Below are 17420 nucleotides of genomic sequence, written 5' to 3'. Positions count from 1 at the left end.
GCCTGAATTCCTTCAGACCCCGCAAGCTTCGCCGCCCACGTTTCTCTTTCTTCTCATATTCAATTGTCAAAAAACAGACCGCTCATTGCAGTCACAAAATCAAACCCCAAAAGCAAAAGCCCTTGGAAAACAACAAGCAGTCAGCTCATCAACATGATTTCTTTAGAACGAAAGACTTCGTCGCCAGCAGCGCCGCCGCCCTCGTTCAGTGAGCGGACTTATAAGAGATCACCCTCAAACAAGTCAACACACCAAAATACAAATTCTAAAAAAAACATTCAAAGCATTGATTTTAAAGGATAGTTTGAAATTAGTCATACAAACTAACAGATTTTAACGTTTCGGAGCTGCATGACGGGAGCTAGGACTTTTCCTACCACGACGAGGGCGCTCTCTTGGGCATTGCAGGCATTGCGCCCTTCCCAGTCTTATTCGGAAGACGGGCTGAAACGGGCGACCAGAGCGTGCGCATTGCCGGGATAGGTGAAGCGTACATAGGTGACGGCACCCGAATTGCTCCATGTGCGCCGCTCCACGACGAGGCAGGCCTGCCTGTCGGAGATACCCAACAGGCGTGCCACATCTTTCGAAGGCGTTTCGGCACTGATGCGGTGTTCGGCATTGCTCCAGGGAACATGGCCAAGCAGCCAGGGTCCGGGTGCAATCTCCGTGAAGTCGATTTCAGCGGCATCGGGAACGGTTGCCAGATTGACGAGACGCTGCTCGATACAGAATTCCCGCGTGCCCGCAAAATGAATGCAGACGATATCGAGCAGCGATGTACCAATGGCAATATCGAGACTTGTCCGATCCTCACGCTTTGCGACACGCTGCGTGCGCTTCAGAACCTTGAAGCCATATTCCAGGCCAAGGGATTCGACTTCCGCCCTGATATCGTGGATTTCGAGAACCGCGGACTGGATCTGCGGCTGGCGGACGAAACTGCCGGATTTCTTGCGGCGCTCGATCAAGCCGGCCTTCACAAGCTGGCCCATGACCTTGTTGACGGTCATGCGGGAGCAATCGTAGTGGGCGGCGAGATCAACCTCGAAAGGCAACCGGTGACCCGGCGGCCATTCGCCCGATACGATCCGGCCCTCGATATCACCGAGGATTCGCTGGTGCAGGGTTTGCCCGGCCGATGCTTTCGTCACGTCCGCAATGCCTTCCAACGGCTCGATGTCGTTCCTATCGAGCGCATATCAGCTATCGACAAGTTCGGCCATGACCTTGTTGAAGCGATCCGATATTTCATGGCGATGGACGTGCCGGCCCGCTTGCACCAGTTTTTTACCGCGCACCCAGACGGTATCGACATGGACGCTACTCGCGAACATCCACTGGTCGAGAATCTGGGATGCCGGAAGATGGGGAACGGCCGAGCAATCAAGCGCGACAAAATCAGCGCTTTTTCCCGCTTCTATCTGATTTTTTGAATCCAGCGCCCTGCCACCGCCTTGAAGCGCCTGCTGGAACAGTTTCTCGCCCGTGGAACGGCCGGCATCGGCGATGACATTGCGCGCCCGAAGCGACAGGCGCTGCGAATATTCGAGCATCCGCAATTCTTCCGGCACGGAGATCAAAATGTTGGAATCCGAACCGACACCGTAATGGCCGCCTTCCGCGATGAAACCGGGAGCGGGGAAGATGCCGTCGCCAAGATTGGCCTCGGTGATGGGGCAAAGGCCGGCAACGGCACCGCTTTTTGCCATGCGGCGGGTTTCGGCTTCCGTCATATGCGTCGCATGGATAAGGCACCAGCGATCATCGACCGGTGCATTCTGCAAAAGCCACTCCACCGGCCGCGCACCTGAAAAGGCGAGCGAGTCCTCGATTTCCTTGACCTGCTCCGCCACATGAATGTGGATCGGGCCGCCTTTCGCCAGCGGTTCGATCGCCGCCAGTTCTTCACCAGTTACGGCACGGAGACTGTGTGGCGCGATGCCGAGCGTTGCACCGGGAAGCCCATTCACCACGGCTTGGGCGCCCTGCATGAGCCTTTCGTAGCTGTCGAGCGAATGGATGAAACGTTTCTGACCGTCGATCGGCGGCTGACCGCCGAAACCGGAATGCGCATAAAATACCGGCAGCAAAGTCAGGCCGATCCCCGTTTGCGAGGCGGCGGCACCGATACGTTCGGCCATTTCGGCGATATTGCCGTAATGCGAACCATCCATATCGTTATGCAGGTAATGAAATTCACCGACCCGTCCAAAACCGGCTTCCAGCATTTCCATATAAAGCTGGGCAGCAACCGCCTCGACATGATCCGGTGTCATTGACAGCGCGAACTTGTACATGACCGTGCGCCAGCTCCAGAAGCTGTCATCGGCAGGTCCGCGAATTTCAGCAAGCCCTGCCATGGCCCGCTGAAAGGCATGGCTGTGGAGATTGGGCATGGCTGGCACGATAACGGCATGCCGTTCATCCTGCGGCTGCGGAGAAACACCGGTTTCGACGGATGAAACAGCACCGCCCCTGCAGTGGATGCGAACATCTTGCACCCACCCATCGGCCAGAAGTGCTGCGCCCGCGTGAATTACCGTCATGCCACCCTCTCCTCTTGATCTCTTCTGACAAGGCCACGTCGCATACGAAATTACGGCTTGCCAACATGATTATTATGTATATACATTTGGCACATAAAAGAAAGGCGAAAAGCAAATGCCGGGGAACAAATATACAAAGGGAATGGCGACGGGTGACACTACCGCATTGTGGCGCAATGCCCGGCTGGCGACGTTTGATCCTACCATGGATGGCATCGGCGCTATCGAAAATGCTGCCATTGCCATACGCAACGACCGCATCGTCTTTGCCGGCGCCGAAAGCGATCTGCCCGCCGACCTGGCAACGGCCGACGAGATAACCGATTGTGAGGGACGCTGGATCACCCCGGCCTTGATAGACTGCCACACACATTTGGTCTTCGGCGGCAACCGCGCCATGGAATTCGAAATGCGCCTCAATGGCGCGACCTATGAGGAGATCGCCAAAGCGGGCGGTGGTATCGTTTCTTCGGTACGCGACACGCGCGCCCTCTCGGAAGAGGCTTTGGTGGCACAGGCATTGCCCCGTCTGGATACGCTTCTGGCGGAGGGTGTCTCGACCCTCGAAATAAAATCCGGTTACGGTCTTGATATCGAAACCGAACTGAAAATGCTGCGCGTCGCCCGCAAACTTGAGACGTTACGGCCCGTTAGAATCGTCACCAGCTACTTGGCCGCGCATGCGACACCGGCCGAATATAAGGGCCGTAACGCCGACTACATTATGGACGTGGTTCTGCCGGGGCTGGAAAAAGCCAATGCGGAAGGACTGGCGGATGCGGTTGACGGTTTTTGCGAAGGCATCGCCTTTTCCGTTGAGGAAATGACCCGGGTTTTCGAAGCGGCAAAACAGTACGGTCTTCCCGTCAAGCTGCATGCCGAACAGCTTTCCAACCTCGGCGGTACGGAGCTTGCCGCGTCCTATGGTGCGCTTTCCGCCGATCATCTGGAATATCTTGATGAGGCCGGTGCAAAAGCATTGGCTAAAGCGGGAACGGTGGCCGTGCTTCTGCCCGGGGCCTTTTACGCGCTCCGCGAAAAACAGCTGCCCCCGGTTCAGGCCCTGCGCGATGCAGGCGCTGACATCGCGCTGGCTACCGATTGCAATCCTGGCACCTCACCACTGACTTCCCTGTTGCTGACCATGAACATGGGTGCCACGCTTTTTCGCATGACGGTGGAGGAATGCCTGACGGCGACCACGCGTAATGCCGCAAAGGCGCTCGGCCTGCTTGCGGAAACTGGCACGCTGGAAGCAGGAAAATCCGCTGATTTCACCATCTGGGATATCGAACGCCCGGCTGAACTTGTCTACCGCATCGGCTTCAACCCGCTCCACGCCCGCATTTTCAAGGGACAGAAGGTTTCTACATGACTATCACGCTTCACCCAGGCAATGTGACCCTTGCTGAACTTGCCGCAATCTACTGGGATAACGGCAGAGCGAAACTCGACCGTTCGTTCGATGCCGGCATAGAAAAAGCAGCGGCCCGCATCGCCGAGATCGCCGCCGGCAACGCTCCGGTCTATGGCATCAATACCGGTTTCGGCAAACTCGCCTCGATCAAGATCGACGCAGCCGATGTGGCGACGCTGCAGCGTAACCTCATCCTGTCACATTGCTGCGGCGTCGGTGCGGCGCTTCCGGAAAATGTCGTGCGCCTGATCATGGCGCTGAAGCTGATTTCGCTTGGTCGCGGCGCCTCCGGCGTGCGGCTGGAACTGGTGCGGCTGATTGAGGACATGCTGGAAAAGGGTGTCATCCCTTCCATCCCGGAAAAGGGTTCGGTCGGAGCGTCGGGGGATCTCGCGCCGCTTGCCCATATGGCCGCCGTGATGATGGGCGAAGGCGAGGCTTTCTATGAAGGTACGCTTCTGCCCGCCGGCGAAGCTCTCACTAAAGCCGGGCTGACCCCGGTCGTGCTCGCCGCCAAGGAAGGGTTGGCGCTGATCAACGGCACGCAAACCTCGACGGCGCTGGCGCTTGCCGGTCTTTTCCGCGCTCACCGCGCGGCACAGGCAGCGCTGATAACAGGTGCGCTTTCCACCGATGCCGCCATGGGTTCTTCGGCTCCCTTCCATCCCGATATTCACACATTGCGCGGCCACAAGGGCCAGATCGATGCGGGGGCTGCACTGCGCAACCTGCTGGAAGGATCCGAAATCCGTGTCAGCCATATCGAAGGCGACGAGCGCGTTCAGGATCCCTATTGCATCCGCTGCCAGCCGCAGGTGGACGGCGCCTGCCTCGATCTTCTGCGGCAGGTAGCCCGCACGCTTGAAATCGAAGCCAATGCCGTGACGGACAATCCGCTGGTGCTTTCCGACAATTCCGTCGTATCCGGGGGCAACTTCCACGCTGAACCGGTGGCATTTGCCGCCGACCAGACGGCGCTTGCCATCTGCGAAATCGGCGCGATCGCGCAGCGCCGCGTGGCGCTGCTTGTCGATCCGGCTCTATCCTATGGCCTTCCGGCATTTTTATCGAAAAAACCGGGGCTGAATTCCGGCCTGATGATTGCCGAAGTCACCTCCGCTGCGCTGATGAGCGAGAACAAGCAGATGGCTCATCCGGCTTCGGTCGATTCGACGCCAACCTCAGCCAATCAGGAAGACCATGTATCCATGGCCTGCCACGGCGCGCGCCGCCTGCTACCGATGACGGAGAACCTTTTCGCCATCCTCGGCATCGAGGCGCTTTCGGCGGTTCAGGGCGTTGAGCTGCGTGGGCCATTGAAAACCAGCCCGGAGCTGCAAAAGGCAATCGCCGTGCTGCGTCAGGCGATCCCTTCACTGGAAGAGGACCGTTATATGGCGCCGGATCTGAAGGCGGCATCCGACCTTATTGCTACCGGCGCTCTTGTGTCCGTGATTTCCGACGGCATTCTTCCGAAGCTGGAGGCGTAAGATGCGCGTCTTCGATATTAAAGAAGGCACATCGCCCGTCATTCTCGGCCTGCCCCACACCGGCACCGATGTTCCGGCAGCGATTTGGCAACGCTTGAACGACAACGGCAAGATGCTTGCCGACACCGACTGGCATATTCATGATCTCTACGCGGATCTGCTCCCCGACGCGACGACGGTTCGCGCCACCTTTCATCGTTATGTGATCGATGCCAACCGCGATCCTGAAGGCGTTAGCCTCTATCCAGGACAAAACACCACAGGCCTTGTTCCGGAAACCGATTTCGACGGCAAATCGATCTGGAATGAGGGGCAGGAACCGAATCAGGACGACATAGTCTCTCGGCTGGAAACGTTTCATGCACCCTATCACGCGGCCCTTGCCGCGGAAATCGAGCGGGTTAAGGCCATTCACGGCATCGCCATTCTCTATGATTGCCATTCGATCCGCTCGCATATCCCGTTCCTGTTCGAAGGCAAGCTGCCGGATTTCAACATCGGTACGGATATGGGCAGGACCTGCGACCCAGCCATCGAGACAATGGCGGTCGAAGCGACCGCTGCGGCAGAAGGTTACACCAGCATTCTCAACGGTCGCTTCAAGGGTGGCTGGACGACACGCCACTACGGAAAGCCCGAAACCGGCGTGCACGCCATCCAGATGGAACTGGCGCAATCCACCCATCTAACGACAGAGGCACCGCCGTTTGCCTATGACGACGCCAAGGCCACCAAGCTTCGTATCCACCTGAAAGACATTCTCACGCGCATCGAAACGACTGCGCTGACACTCGCACACACCAAAAGGGGAACCAAATGACCAATCCTCGTCACAATATCCGCGACGTCCGCGCTGCGCGTGGAACCGAGCTGACCGCGAAATCGTGGATGACAGAAGCGCCGCTGCGCATGCTGATGAACAATCTCGATCCTGAAGTGGCCGAGAACCCGCACGAACTGGTGGTTTATGGTGGCATCGGCCGTGCCGCCCGCACCTGGGCGGATTTCGACAAGATCGTCGCGACCCTGCGCGATCTCAACGAAGACGAAACGCTGATGGTCCAGTCCGGTAAACCGGTCGGCGTGTTCCGCACCCACAAGGATGCGCCGCGCGTGCTGATTGCCAACTCCAACCTCGTGCCGCACTGGGCGACATGGGATCATTTCAACGAGCTGGATAAAAAGGGTCTTGCCATGTACGGCCAGATGACCGCCGGTTCGTGGATCTATATCGGCAGCCAGGGCATCGTGCAGGGCACCTACGAAACCTTCGTGGAGGCCGGTCGTCAGCACTATAATGGCGATCTCACAGGCAAATGGGTTCTGACCGGCGGCCTTGGCGGCATGGGCGGCGCCCAGCCACTTGCCGCCGTGATGGCCGGTGCCTGCTGCCTTGCCATTGAATGCAATCCCGATTCGATCGATTTCCGTCTGCGCACCCGCTACGTCGATGCCCGCGCCGAAACTCTTGATGAGGCGATGGAGATGATTGAGCGCTGGACAGCCGCCGGTGAGGCAAAGTCCGTCGGCCTGCTCGGCAACACCGCTGAAATCCTGCCGGAAATGGTCCGCCGCGGCATCCGTCCAGACATGGTAACCGACCAGACCTCGGCGCACGACCCGATCAACGGCTATCTGCCGAAGGGCTGGACGATGGCCAAGTGGAAGGAAAAGCGCGAGAGCGACCCGAAAGCCGTCGAAAAAGCTGCCCGTGCCTCGATGCGCGAACATGTCGAAGCGATGATTGCCTTCCAGGACATGGGCATTCCGACTTTCGACTACGGCAACAACATCCGCCAGGTGGCAAAAGAAGAAGGGCTGGAAAACGCTTTCGCCTTCCCGGGCTTCGTTCCGGCCTATATCCGCCCGCTGTTTTGCCGCGGCGTCGGCCCGTTCCGCTGGGCGGCACTATCGGGTGATCCGGAAGACATCCGCAAGACCGACGCCAAGGTGAAGGAACTGCTGCCCGACAACAAGCACCTGCACAATTGGCTTGATATGGCCGCCGAGCGCATCGCCTTCCAGGGCCTGCCGGCGCGTATCTGCTGGGTTGGCCTCGGTGATCGCCATCGTCTCGGTCTTGCTTTCAACGAAATGGTCAAGAACGGCGAGCTCAGCGCTCCGATCGTCATCGGCCGCGACCACCTCGACAGCGGCTCCGTCGCCTCGCCGAACCGCGAGACCGAAGCCATGCAGGACGGTTCGGATGCCGTATCCGACTGGCCGCTGCTGAACGCGCTGCTCAATACCGCATCCGGCGCGACATGGGTTTCCCTGCACCACGGCGGCGGTGTCGGCATGGGCTTTTCCCAGCATTCCGGCATGGTCATCTGCTGCGACGGCACCGATGACGCGGCCCGCCGCATAGAGCGCGTGCTGTGGAACGACCCGGCAACCGGCGTCATGCGCCATGCCGATGCCGGTTACGAAATCGCCGTGGAATGCGCAAAAGAGCAGGGCCTGCGACTGCCCGGCATTCTCGGTAACTAAAGAAAAAACTCGGCGCAGTCTTCAGGCTGCGCCGTTTATCTGATCGGGGAAGAGAGCCGCGATCCACCCATCGTACAGTGCCGACAGCGGTGCCGCATCAGTTTCGACGCCGCTGTCGGCGGCCGGTGGAACTTCTGGTCTGTCTGCGGCTTTCTTACGTTGCTGTTTTTAACCGACCGACTGTATGCTCGTTTGAAAGCCGCGCTAACCGTTAGGCAGGCATGAAGGACATGGTAGATCAAAGAATGGCGTACAGGTTCCTTCCGCTTGCATTTACCCTCCTGCTCGGGGCACTTCTTCCGGTTTCCGCTACGAATGCCGTGGCGTCCGAAAAGCAGCAAAATGTTCCCGTGCGGATCGATGTGGGCGGCTACAAGCTGAACAGCATCTTGGTCGAGCCGAGAAAAAGCGCCGAGCTTCCGCCGATCCTCTTCATTCACGGGGCAAGCGCCAGTCTCTATGATCCGATGTTTTCGTTTCTCGAAAAGCTGAGAGGCCGTGCAAAACTGCTATTTGTCGACAGGCCAGGGCACGGCAATTCGGATATCGGCGGCAAGGCAAATATTCTCCCGGATGGACAGGCGGACGCCATTGCCCAGCTTATGAAAAAGCGAGGCGTCCCGAGAGCGATTATCGTCGGACATTCCTTTGGCGGCGCCATCGCGGCATCGCTTGCGGTCCGTCATCCGGAGATGGTCGCGGGCCTCGTATTCCTTTCTCCCGCTGTCTATCCATGGGAGGGCGGCATCGCCTGGTATTACACAGCGGCAAATGCGCCCTTTACCGGTCCGCTGTTTAGCACCTTCATTGCTCCGCCCGCCGGCCTCCTGGCATTGGATCAGGCAACGCGCGGTGTTTTTGCACCCAATTCCAGACCCGCCGGTTATGTGGAAGCAACGCATTCCGTGGCGGCCCTGCGGCCCAGGGCCTTTCGGCACAATGCGCAGGAGGTCGCGGCTCTCAATGAATGGGCGCGCGGAGCTTCCTCGAAGTATCGGCGCATCACGGCACCAACCGTCATCATAACCGGTGATACGGACACGATCGTCTCGCCAGAGGTGCATTCCCGTCATCTCGCCAGAGATATTCGCGGCTCCACTTTGATCGTCGTGCACAATCTCGGGCATAAATCTGACTATGTGGCCAGTGACCTTGCCATTGCCGCGATCGAAAAGGTTGCCGGCCGGCCATCCGATTTAAAGGCAGTCCAAAAAACGATTGAGCGACGCATCGAGAATGATCGCGGATCGTAAACTTTCGCCCCCGCCCCCTTAACGACCCGATTCTGGACATCACATGAGAATATTACGCGCTTCCGAATACAAAACCATGCCGTGGAAAAATGGCGGGGGCGTTACGGTGGAAATCGCCATCCATCCGCCGGGTGCTTCCGTGGATGCATTCGACTGGCGCGTCAGCATGGCGACCGTTGCTCAGGACGGACCATTTTCCAGCTTCCCCGGCATAGACCGCACGCTTGCGATTATCGAGGGAAACGGCCTTGCACTCGCTATTTCGGGTCATGAGCCGGTGGCGCTGACGACGGAGAGTACCCCCCTGCCCTTTGCCGCCGATGTTCCCGTGGATGCGACCCTGATGGACGGCGCGATCGTCGACCTGAACGTCATGACCCGCCGCTCGTCCTTCGCCCACAGCGTGCAAAGACTATCCGGCAGCTGTTCGATGCAACCGGCAACGGTAACAAGGCTGATCCTCGCGCTCGATCCTCTGACGGTCGCCGTCAACAACGACACAGCCCGGCTGAAGAAGCTGGATAGCGTTTTCATCACGGAAAGCGTGCCGTTCACCATCGATGCAGATCATGGTGAAGGCATATTCTTTCTGATCACGCTACAAGATATCTGAAGCGCCGCAGCCTCAGTCCAACCCCAGCGGATCGGCCACCCGTGGCCATAGCTGGAGGCTTGCCTTGCGATAGGCGGTTGTGGCCGGATCGGTCGGATAGGAAGTGGGCGCGGCGATATAAACGATCTCGGAAGCGACCGGCGCAAAACCCGCATGGAAGTGGTTGGTGGACTTCACCAGCAGCACGTCTTTCCTGGCAAAATCAATGCCGAGATTGGAAAAGATATCCGGCTCATAAGTTTGCGTGCGGCTGGTAATGAGAATGATATCGATTTCCGTTCCGACCGGTCGAACGACGGCGGCGCGGCCGAGCGTGACGCGGCTATTTCGGAAACTCTGCCACCCTGCTTCTGCAGTGCGCATGACCCTGATCCGGAAATCGAGCGGCTCGCCACCTTCGGGACTGGATTTGCCGCCAATACGCAGATCAATCTCCGCCCCCTCGCCTGCCGCGTGACAGAAAGACACAGCAATCGGATCCCAGATCGTTGCCACACCGATATTGTCCATGCCGCGCTCCACCATGCGCCGCAGAATATGGGTGGCATCACCCGCAACGCCGCCACCGGGATTATCCCATATATCCGACACCACGACCGGCATATCCGGATGCTCACTACGAATGGCGAGAGCCCTGTCGAGACCCGATTCCGTGTCGAGCATCGGCATGGCAGTCAACTTGCGCATGGCATAAAGCTCATGGCCGAGTTTTTCGGCCAGTGCGTCGCCTTTTGCCCTGTCATTATCTGTCACGACGACGATACGCGTGCCCATATCTGGTACATCGCCTGCCATGAAACCGTGAATGACGGAAATAGACAGCACGCCGTCCTTACCCTCCAAAGCCTTCAAACGGTCAACATAAGAACGCATCGGTTCGCGGCTGGTGGGGTAAATGGTGATCATGCGGCAATTGAAAGTGGAAATAACCGGCCTGATTTCTCCGCGCAGGGTGCGAAGTGCCAGTTCAACGACGTGCTCACCACGTTCCTCAAAATCCGTATGCGGGAATTCCAGAAACGTCGCCATTATATCGAGATTTTGGACCCTTAAAGGGGTCAAATGGCTGTGGGGATCGAATTCCGCCGCGATCAGTACGTCGGGACCAACAAGCGTGCGGACATGTGACAGGAAATCACCTTCCGGATCGTCATAACCCTGCGCGACCATGGCGCCATGGAGACCAAGAATTACCGCGTCGACCGGCAGTGCGGCGGCAAGCTCGGCGAGAATCGTATCGCGCAGCGTTTCATAGGTCTGGCGCTGTATCAGCCCCGCCGGTTCCGCCCAGCAGGAGGTACCCTCGATTACCGTAAACCCTTCCGCTTTGCCGCGCCGGCGTAGAATTGGTACCGGTGAGGAGCATAGTGTCGGCGTTTCCGGATGTTCGCCGGGCCCAGCGTAAAAAGCCGCGCGAAAGGCGTCCATGTCCGTCGGGACGGGTGAAAACGTGTTGGTTTCGGTGGCAAGCGATGCCGTGAATATGCGCATGACTGTCATTCTCGTTGCCGATGCCCGCATTTCGGCAGCATCTTTTTTGCAATTTAATTAGCCGGGTAATGTTACCAGACGGTGCCGCGTGCTGCCACGTCTTCCACCCGCGTCACGATACCGTTTCGATGGAAAACCATCCTGTCGAAAAGATTAGTGATGACGCAGGTGTGGTTCGGCACGACCTTGACCAGCTCACCGATTTCCGGCCGGCCCGATGTGCAGCCCGACAAATCGACCACCGCATGTTCTTCCGAAAGCGACATGATTTTCGCGCCTTCATACCCTTCAATCAGCCCGTAATCGCTGAACCCAAGGAGATCGGAGGTCAAAGCCTTGGAGCCACAATCGAGCACAGCGCGATCAGCTGTCGGTCGCGACACCACGGTGGCAAGAACATGCATTGCCAGGTCGCCAGCGGTGCAATGTCCGGCGCGCAGCATCGAACGATCATTATATACATAGGTGCCCGCCCGATATTCGGTTGCGGAGGGAACGAGGTGAGCAGAGAAAAAATCCGGTGAGCCGCCACTGGAGCGAACCGGGCAGTCGATGCCCTTTTCCGCAAGCAACGCCATGGTTTCCCGAATGAAGTTCTCCACCTTTTCAGCGCCACCGGGTGCCGGATAGGTCAAAATGCCCTTGAAATTGAGGCCCGGTGCCGCGACGATCTTTTCTGCAAGCTGCAACACGGCTTCAGGGGTCTGCACACCGCAGCGTTTTCCGCCGGTATCGCATTCGACAAGAACGGAAAGCGGTCTTTCCGCATCGAATGTGCCGGCAAGGCCGGCAATCGTCACGGCGCTGTCGGCGACGACGCTCAGTTGCCCTATACGCGCATTCAATGCCCTCAGCCGCGAGAGTTTCGCCACGCCGAGGATATTGTAGGTAATGAGGATGTCGTCGAAACCGGCATCCGCGAAAACTTCCGCCTCGCTGACCTTCTGGCAATTGATGCCGATGGCGCCCGCCTGAAGCTGCTGCTTCGCAATGGCTGGTATCTTATGCGTCTTGATATGGGGGCGAAAAGCCATGCCATGTCTATCAAGATAGGACTGCGCCCGCGCAATATTGGCGGCAAGTCGGTCCTCGTCAATCACGGGCATCGGCGTCGAGATCGCATCGAGTGGGGTGCCTTCGTCAGGCCAGGGGTAGGTCATCGTCAAACGCTCTCAGAATCGGAAATTGGCAATCAAACCAGTGGCTTATAGGCTATAACATCCATTTCAACCTTCGCATCGACCATCAGAGGCGACTGCACGGTTGAACGTGCCGGTGGATGATCGATGAAATATTTCTGGAAGACCGCGTTGAAGCTCGAAAAATCCCGAGCATCATCCAGCCAGACATTGACCTTGACGACATCGGCAAGTGTACAATCCGCAAGCGCCAGAACATCCATGATATTGGCCACAACCTGCTCGGTCTGAGCCACAATGCCGCCAGTTACTACTTCACCATCGACCGTTGGCACCTGTCCAGACACATAGACGAAATCACCGGCCCGCACGGCCTTCGCAAAAGGCCTGCGCTGTCCGCCAGCCTGAGCGTCAGCCGTCTCGAATCGTACCAGTTTCTGCTTTTCCATAGATGCCTCGCAAATAATTTTCATGGAAATCGTATTTTTAAGGGTTTAATAGCTCGTTTTGCATCAATATTCCATAAGTGATGTAAATAATTTAGCAATTGTGTAAATCATCAACTCGCGGACGGATGGACGTCACGGTGAGCTATTCGTATCGCCGCACGTTGTCGAACCGAATAATGAGGCTCAAAACCCATTGTCTGTCGCGATCTATGGAAGCGGCTATTGGCTGAGCGAAGGCTCTTACTAACCCTTAGCTCTATCGCGTAATGAGGAAAGCCCGGTACATTCGGATGGCCGCCTGATGAGAGAAATAGAGAGGTTAGCCGCGGCAAACCTCAGTATCTGAAAAGTTAGAGGAACAGTCTCAAGCGCAAACTCTTTAAGACCTGGCACTGTGCGAGTGTTCTTTCCGTCACATCAACCGTGTGCCGATACCCGCCGGTCCGATACCACTCTGTCCGTAACAGCTTGCGCGATCTTTTGCGCCTGCACGCGGATATCCGGCACGGCGGTTATCTCCCAAAAGCGGCCCGCCGTCAGCGCCCCGGCGGCAAACAGGCCAGGCCAGACCTGCCCGTCCGAGCTTGACAAGCGCGACTGGCCATCGACCTCGACCCCAAGACCAAAGGCGTCGAGCAAAAGCACGCCATCGTCCCGCATGGTTTCCAGAAGCCGTGAATGACCGATCCCCGCCCTCTCCATTCCGGTACAATTAACGACCCAATCGACCTGAAACTCTCTAAGCGTCTCCGTATGCCGACGGCGATAAAGTACGGCGATCCCCTCGTCCTGCTCGTCGAGAGAGCGAAGATAACCGGCATGGATCTCTAGGACGCCGTCAGATAATAGCTTTTCAAAAGCCTTATGCACTTCGGGCGCGATTCGGTGCCGGTGAATGTTCCACCAGGGCAAAGCATGGCGAAGAAACCGGCTTCGCTGCTCAGATGTCAGGCTCTGCCAAAGCAGCTGGGTCTTCGGCCGTAGACCATCCATGACAGTACGCCACGGCGCACCATCCTTCACCTGCCTACGCAGAGCCTGCACTAACCGGCTGATCTCGGTCGAACCTTCTGGTAAGCGCGGATCAGCTGGCGACAGTGGCGGGCTGATATGTGGATGCGGCACAAGTCCGCGGCGGGACAATACGTGGATTGGGCCACGATGTCCCTTTCCTCGAAGCGTCAGGACCTGATCTATCATCGTCAGGCCAGAACCCAGAATACAGATGCGGTCCCCCGCCTTTACTTTCGACAGCCATCCGGACTGCCAGCAATGCCCGATAATGCGATGCGGCGCGTCGTCATCTTTCGTCAGAGTTTGCACCGGCAAACTCGCTGCGCCGACACCAAGACATAAGACAACATTTTTAGCGCGCAGCTTCTCACCATTCTCCAGCGCAAAAGAGAAACCGCCATTCCCATCCGGGCGACAGGCTGAAGCCTTGGCACGGATGAAGTCCACCCTCGCCCGCTGATCCCGGCTTCTCAGCAGGCTGGCGAGCCTGTCCCTGAGATAGAGGCCGTAATCGCCACGTGAGGCAAAAGCCAATGGATCATTGCCGAGCCCATTCTCCGTCAGCCAATCGAGAAAGTCATCCGGCCTGTCGGGGAATACGCTCATGCGCCCTGCCGGCACATTGAGCCGGTGATAGGGCAACTCGGTACGATAGGCCGTACCGCGCCCGAAATCCGACTCGTCGCCGACAATGGCGATCGACGCGTCCCCGGGCAGGGATGATAAGAGATGAGCGGCGGTACAGATAGCCGAGAAACCCGAACCGACGATAGCGACATCATAGGACATTCATTCCTCCAACCTGCGACAGCACGAAAGGTCAGGCGGTGGGCGCCGAACCCGTTGATACTCTAGTCGATGAGTAGAGATTAAACACCTGCCAATGTCTACCCTTCACTTTCCGCCGGCGGGATCGCGCCTTGCACATTTGGTGCGCAGGATTGTCAAAGTTAGCCGCGGCAAACTTTCGCTCTGATCGCTCCATGTCAATTTTAAAGGAAGCCAAAAAACCGCGTCTCAGCCAGAACGAAGATGAAGTTAGCCGCGGCTAACCGAAAAACTGTCACAAAAAGCAAAACTGATTCTTCCACAATGCCTTAGGGGTACTTCTGCATCCGGGAAAAAAGCCTATTGCGCCAAAAAGAGAATCGGCGCTTATATCTCAGTTGCGGAAAAAACCGTCTTTTTCGAAAAAAACCGCAACTGCAATATCGAGCGAAAGTAGATCCATGACACAGAGTGCCGACTCAAGATTTGCTGCAGGGGCACCCGACCTCACGAGCCTTATACAACAGCATTCGGCTGCATTGTCAGCCCAATTGCAGGCGCATAATGCGAATACGTTTTCACCGCATACCGAAAAGAGTATGCGCCATTTTTCGCCGGCAGAAACCGCACGGCTGATCGGCATCGGTGAAGCCTATCTTCGTCAGATCGCCGCTGAGCGTCCGGAGCTCGATGCAGCGCAGGCATCCGGTCGTCGTTCCTATTCGGTAGAGGATATGGACGAGATCAGAAAGTTTCTCGATCAGGGCGCGCGCGGCACGCGTCGCTATCTGCCCCACCGTCGCGACGGCGAGGAATTGCAGGTCATCGCCGTCATGAATTTCAAAGGTGGTTCGGGTAAGACCACGACTTCCGCGCATCTGGCGCAATATCTGGCGCTGCGTGGTTACCGGGTTCTGGCTATCGATCTCGATCCGCAGGCCAGTCTCTCCGCTCTCTTCGGTCACCAGCCCGAAATGGATGTCGGCCCGAATGAAACGCTCTACGGCGCGATCCGCTACGATGACGAACGCCGGCCGATCGCCGAAATCGTTCGCGGCACCTATATTCCCAACCTTCATATCGTTCCGGGCAATCTGGAACTTATGGAGTTCGAACATGATACCCCGCGTGCACTGATGCGTCGCGCACCAGGCGACACGCTGTTCTTCGCTCGCATCGGCCAGGCAATCGCCCAGGCCCAGAATTTCTACGACGTCGTGGTCATCGATTGCCCACCGCAACTCGGTTACCTGACGCTTTCGGCGCTGACGGCAGCAACATCGGTTCTCGTGACCGTTCATCCGCAAATGCTTGATGTCATGTCCATGAACCAGTTCCTTGCCATGACTGGCGATCTTCTCGCTGAAATCGGCAGGGCCGGCGCACGCTCCGATTATAACTGGATGCGTTACCTCATCACGCGTTTCGAACCGAGCGATGGGCCGCAGAACCAGATGGTGGCTTTCCTGCGCTCGATCTTCGGTGAAAACGTCCTCATTCACCCGATGCTGAAGAGCACGGCCGTTTCGGATGCCGGATTGACCAACCAGACGCTTTTCGAGGTGGAAAGAACCCAGTTCACGCGCTCCACCTATGACCGCGCACTGGAAGCCATGAACAACGTGAACGCTGAAATCGAGGGATTGATTAAAAAAGCGTGGGGTAGGGCAGCATGAGCAGAAAACAGATTTTCGCCAATCTTGGCACGCCAGGCACAGACAACGATACCACTCCCGAGCGGTCCCGTCCGCGTGTCAGACCCATCCTCGGTTCTCCCGAACTGGTGACGGATGTGTTGAACTCGCCGGTCGGCATGATCGGCCAGTCTCTGAACGAAGTGTCGGAGCGCTCCAAACGTGCTGAAGAGATCGAAAAACGGCTCGCAGAGGGCCTTACGATCGTTTCGCTCAATCCTGCTGATATCGACCCATCCTTCATACCTGACCGCATGCCAGCCTCAGAAGAGGCGGATGCAGGCCTGGTGGAGGCTATTCGAGAGCAGGGCCAGCAGGTTCCCATTCTGGTGCGCCCTCATCCCGAATTTCCCGGACGTTATCAGGTCGCATTTGGCCATCGCCGTCTGCGCGCCGTTTCCAACCTGGGTATTCCGGTCAAGGCCGTGGTTCGCGATCTCAGCGACGAACAGCTGGTCGTCGCCCAGGGACAGGAGAACAACGAGCGCCGTGACCTAACCTATATCGAAAAGGCGCGCTTCGCCCAGAAACTGCAGATGCGGTTTCCGCGTGATACGATCATGGCGGCGATGTCCCTGCACAAGGGCGATCTTTCCAACATGCTATCGGTTGTCGGTCGCATTCCCGAGGATCTGGTCGATCTTATTGGTCCGGCACCCACCGTCGGTCGCCGTAACTGGATGGATCTCGCAGATCAGCTCTCCTCGTCACAGGTCAAGGAAGCTGCGCGCGCTTATGTAAGGGAGCCATCCGTTGCCGCTCTTCCGTCCGAAGAACGCTTCAAGTCGCTTCTGGATTTTCTGAAACCCAAGGCACAGGCAAAGAAAGCCGGTGTTTGGTCTTCGGAAACTGGCAGCAGACTGGCAAAGGTGGTCGAAAGCGACCGCAAGCTGGATATATCCATCGACAAGAACGAGGCGCCGGAATTTGCCGATTTCGTTCTGGAACATCTTCAGGCGCTGTTTGCCGAATACCGGTCCAAGCAGTGATTGTTAATACCAACGACTAACAGGAGACGCATTACAAAAGAAAAAAGCCCCCGAACGTTGCCGC

General features: G+C 57.5%; 14 protein-coding genes. 8 read left to right on the top strand and 6 right to left on the bottom strand.

Annotation, left to right across the window (positions count from 1 at the left end; all coding sequences use genetic code 11):
* Positions 1 to 428: 428 nt before the first annotated feature.
* Entirely contained in the window at positions 429 to 1154 is a 726-nt protein-coding gene (hutC, locus tag J5276_RS20105) for a histidine utilization repressor (protein ID WP_025595286.1), read from the bottom strand.
* Between the two features lie 48 nt (positions 1155 to 1202).
* Positions 1203 to 2549, bottom strand: coding sequence for a formimidoylglutamate deiminase (locus J5276_RS20100; protein WP_025595287.1), 1347 nt, complete (start codon positions 2547 to 2549; stop codon positions 1203 to 1205).
* A gap of 115 nt (positions 2550 to 2664) precedes the next feature.
* On the opposite strand from J5276_RS20100, the gene hutI reads away from it, so the two are divergent.
* The 6 genes from hutI (at position 2665) to J5276_RS20070 (ending at position 9812) form a co-directional block, all read left to right on the top strand.
* Complete coding sequence (hutI, locus tag J5276_RS20095; RefSeq protein ID WP_035199810.1) at positions 2665 to 3924, top strand: imidazolonepropionase; 1260 nt, start codon at positions 2665 to 2667, stop codon at positions 3922 to 3924.
* A complete protein-coding gene (gene hutH, locus J5276_RS20090; protein WP_003511646.1) occupies positions 3921 to 5456 on the top strand; it encodes a histidine ammonia-lyase in 1536 nt (511 codons plus the stop codon). The genes hutI and hutH overlap by 4 nt, the downstream gene beginning before the upstream one ends.
* Position 5457: 1 nt before the next feature.
* Positions 5458 to 6276, top strand: coding sequence for an N-formylglutamate deformylase (gene hutG / locus J5276_RS20085; RefSeq protein ID WP_003511645.1), 819 nt, complete (start codon positions 5458 to 5460; stop codon positions 6274 to 6276).
* On the top strand, positions 6273 to 7946 hold the full coding sequence (gene hutU, locus J5276_RS20080) for a urocanate hydratase (protein ID WP_025595291.1): 1674 nt from the start codon (positions 6273 to 6275) through the stop codon (positions 7944 to 7946). The genes hutG and hutU overlap by 4 nt, the downstream gene beginning before the upstream one ends.
* Positions 7947 to 8191: 245 nt before the next feature.
* Positions 8192 to 9199: an alpha/beta fold hydrolase gene (locus tag J5276_RS20075; protein ID WP_112682381.1), complete on the top strand. Its 1008-nt coding sequence runs from the start codon at positions 8192 to 8194 to the stop codon at positions 9197 to 9199.
* A gap of 43 nt (positions 9200 to 9242) precedes the next feature.
* Positions 9243 to 9812 carry a HutD family protein gene (locus J5276_RS20070; RefSeq protein WP_065662382.1) on the top strand — a complete coding sequence of 190 codons (570 nt, stop codon included), beginning with the start codon at positions 9243 to 9245 and terminating at the stop codon, positions 9810 to 9812.
* Positions 9813 to 9824: 12 nt separating this feature from the next.
* Here J5276_RS20070 and J5276_RS20065 read toward each other — a convergent pair whose 3' ends face one another.
* The 4 genes from J5276_RS20065 to J5276_RS20050 all read right to left on the bottom strand — a co-directional run bounded on the left by J5276_RS20065 (position 9825) and on the right by J5276_RS20050 (position 14694).
* Complete coding sequence (locus tag J5276_RS20065) at positions 9825 to 11303, bottom strand: M81 family metallopeptidase (RefSeq protein ID WP_025595294.1); 1479 nt, start codon at positions 11301 to 11303, stop codon at positions 9825 to 9827.
* A 71-nt stretch (positions 11304 to 11374) separates the two neighbouring features.
* A complete protein-coding gene (locus J5276_RS20060) occupies positions 11375 to 12463 on the bottom strand; it encodes a D-TA family PLP-dependent enzyme (RefSeq protein WP_149916139.1) in 1089 nt (362 codons plus the stop codon).
* Between the two features lie 32 nt (positions 12464 to 12495).
* Positions 12496 to 12891, bottom strand: a complete 396-nt coding sequence (locus tag J5276_RS20055; protein ID WP_003511636.1) for a RidA family protein — start codon at positions 12889 to 12891, stop codon at positions 12496 to 12498.
* A 417-nt stretch (positions 12892 to 13308) separates the two neighbouring features.
* Entirely contained in the window at positions 13309 to 14694 is a 1386-nt protein-coding gene (locus tag J5276_RS20050; RefSeq protein ID WP_174012154.1) for an FAD/NAD(P)-binding protein, read from the bottom strand.
* A gap of 440 nt (positions 14695 to 15134) precedes the next feature.
* Between J5276_RS20050 and repA the strand changes: the two genes are divergently transcribed.
* Positions 15135 to 16349 (top strand): plasmid partitioning protein RepA, encoded by a 1215-nt coding sequence (gene repA / locus J5276_RS20045; protein ID WP_029658853.1) that lies wholly within the window; start codon positions 15135 to 15137, stop codon positions 16347 to 16349.
* The gene (gene repB / locus J5276_RS20040) at positions 16346 to 17356 is read left to right on the top strand and encodes a plasmid partitioning protein RepB (RefSeq protein WP_003511631.1); all 1011 of its coding nucleotides are present in this window, start codon (positions 16346 to 16348) and stop codon (positions 17354 to 17356) included. The genes repA and repB overlap by 4 nt, the downstream gene beginning before the upstream one ends.
* Positions 17357 to 17420: the final 64 nt, after the last annotated feature.

This window comes from Agrobacterium sp. S7/73 (assembly GCF_019355535.1).
GTDB lineage: Bacteria > Pseudomonadota > Alphaproteobacteria > Rhizobiales > Rhizobiaceae > Agrobacterium > Agrobacterium tumefaciens.
The sequence above is the reverse complement of the archived record's forward strand: the minus strand, read 5'-3'. Positions and strand labels throughout refer to the sequence as shown.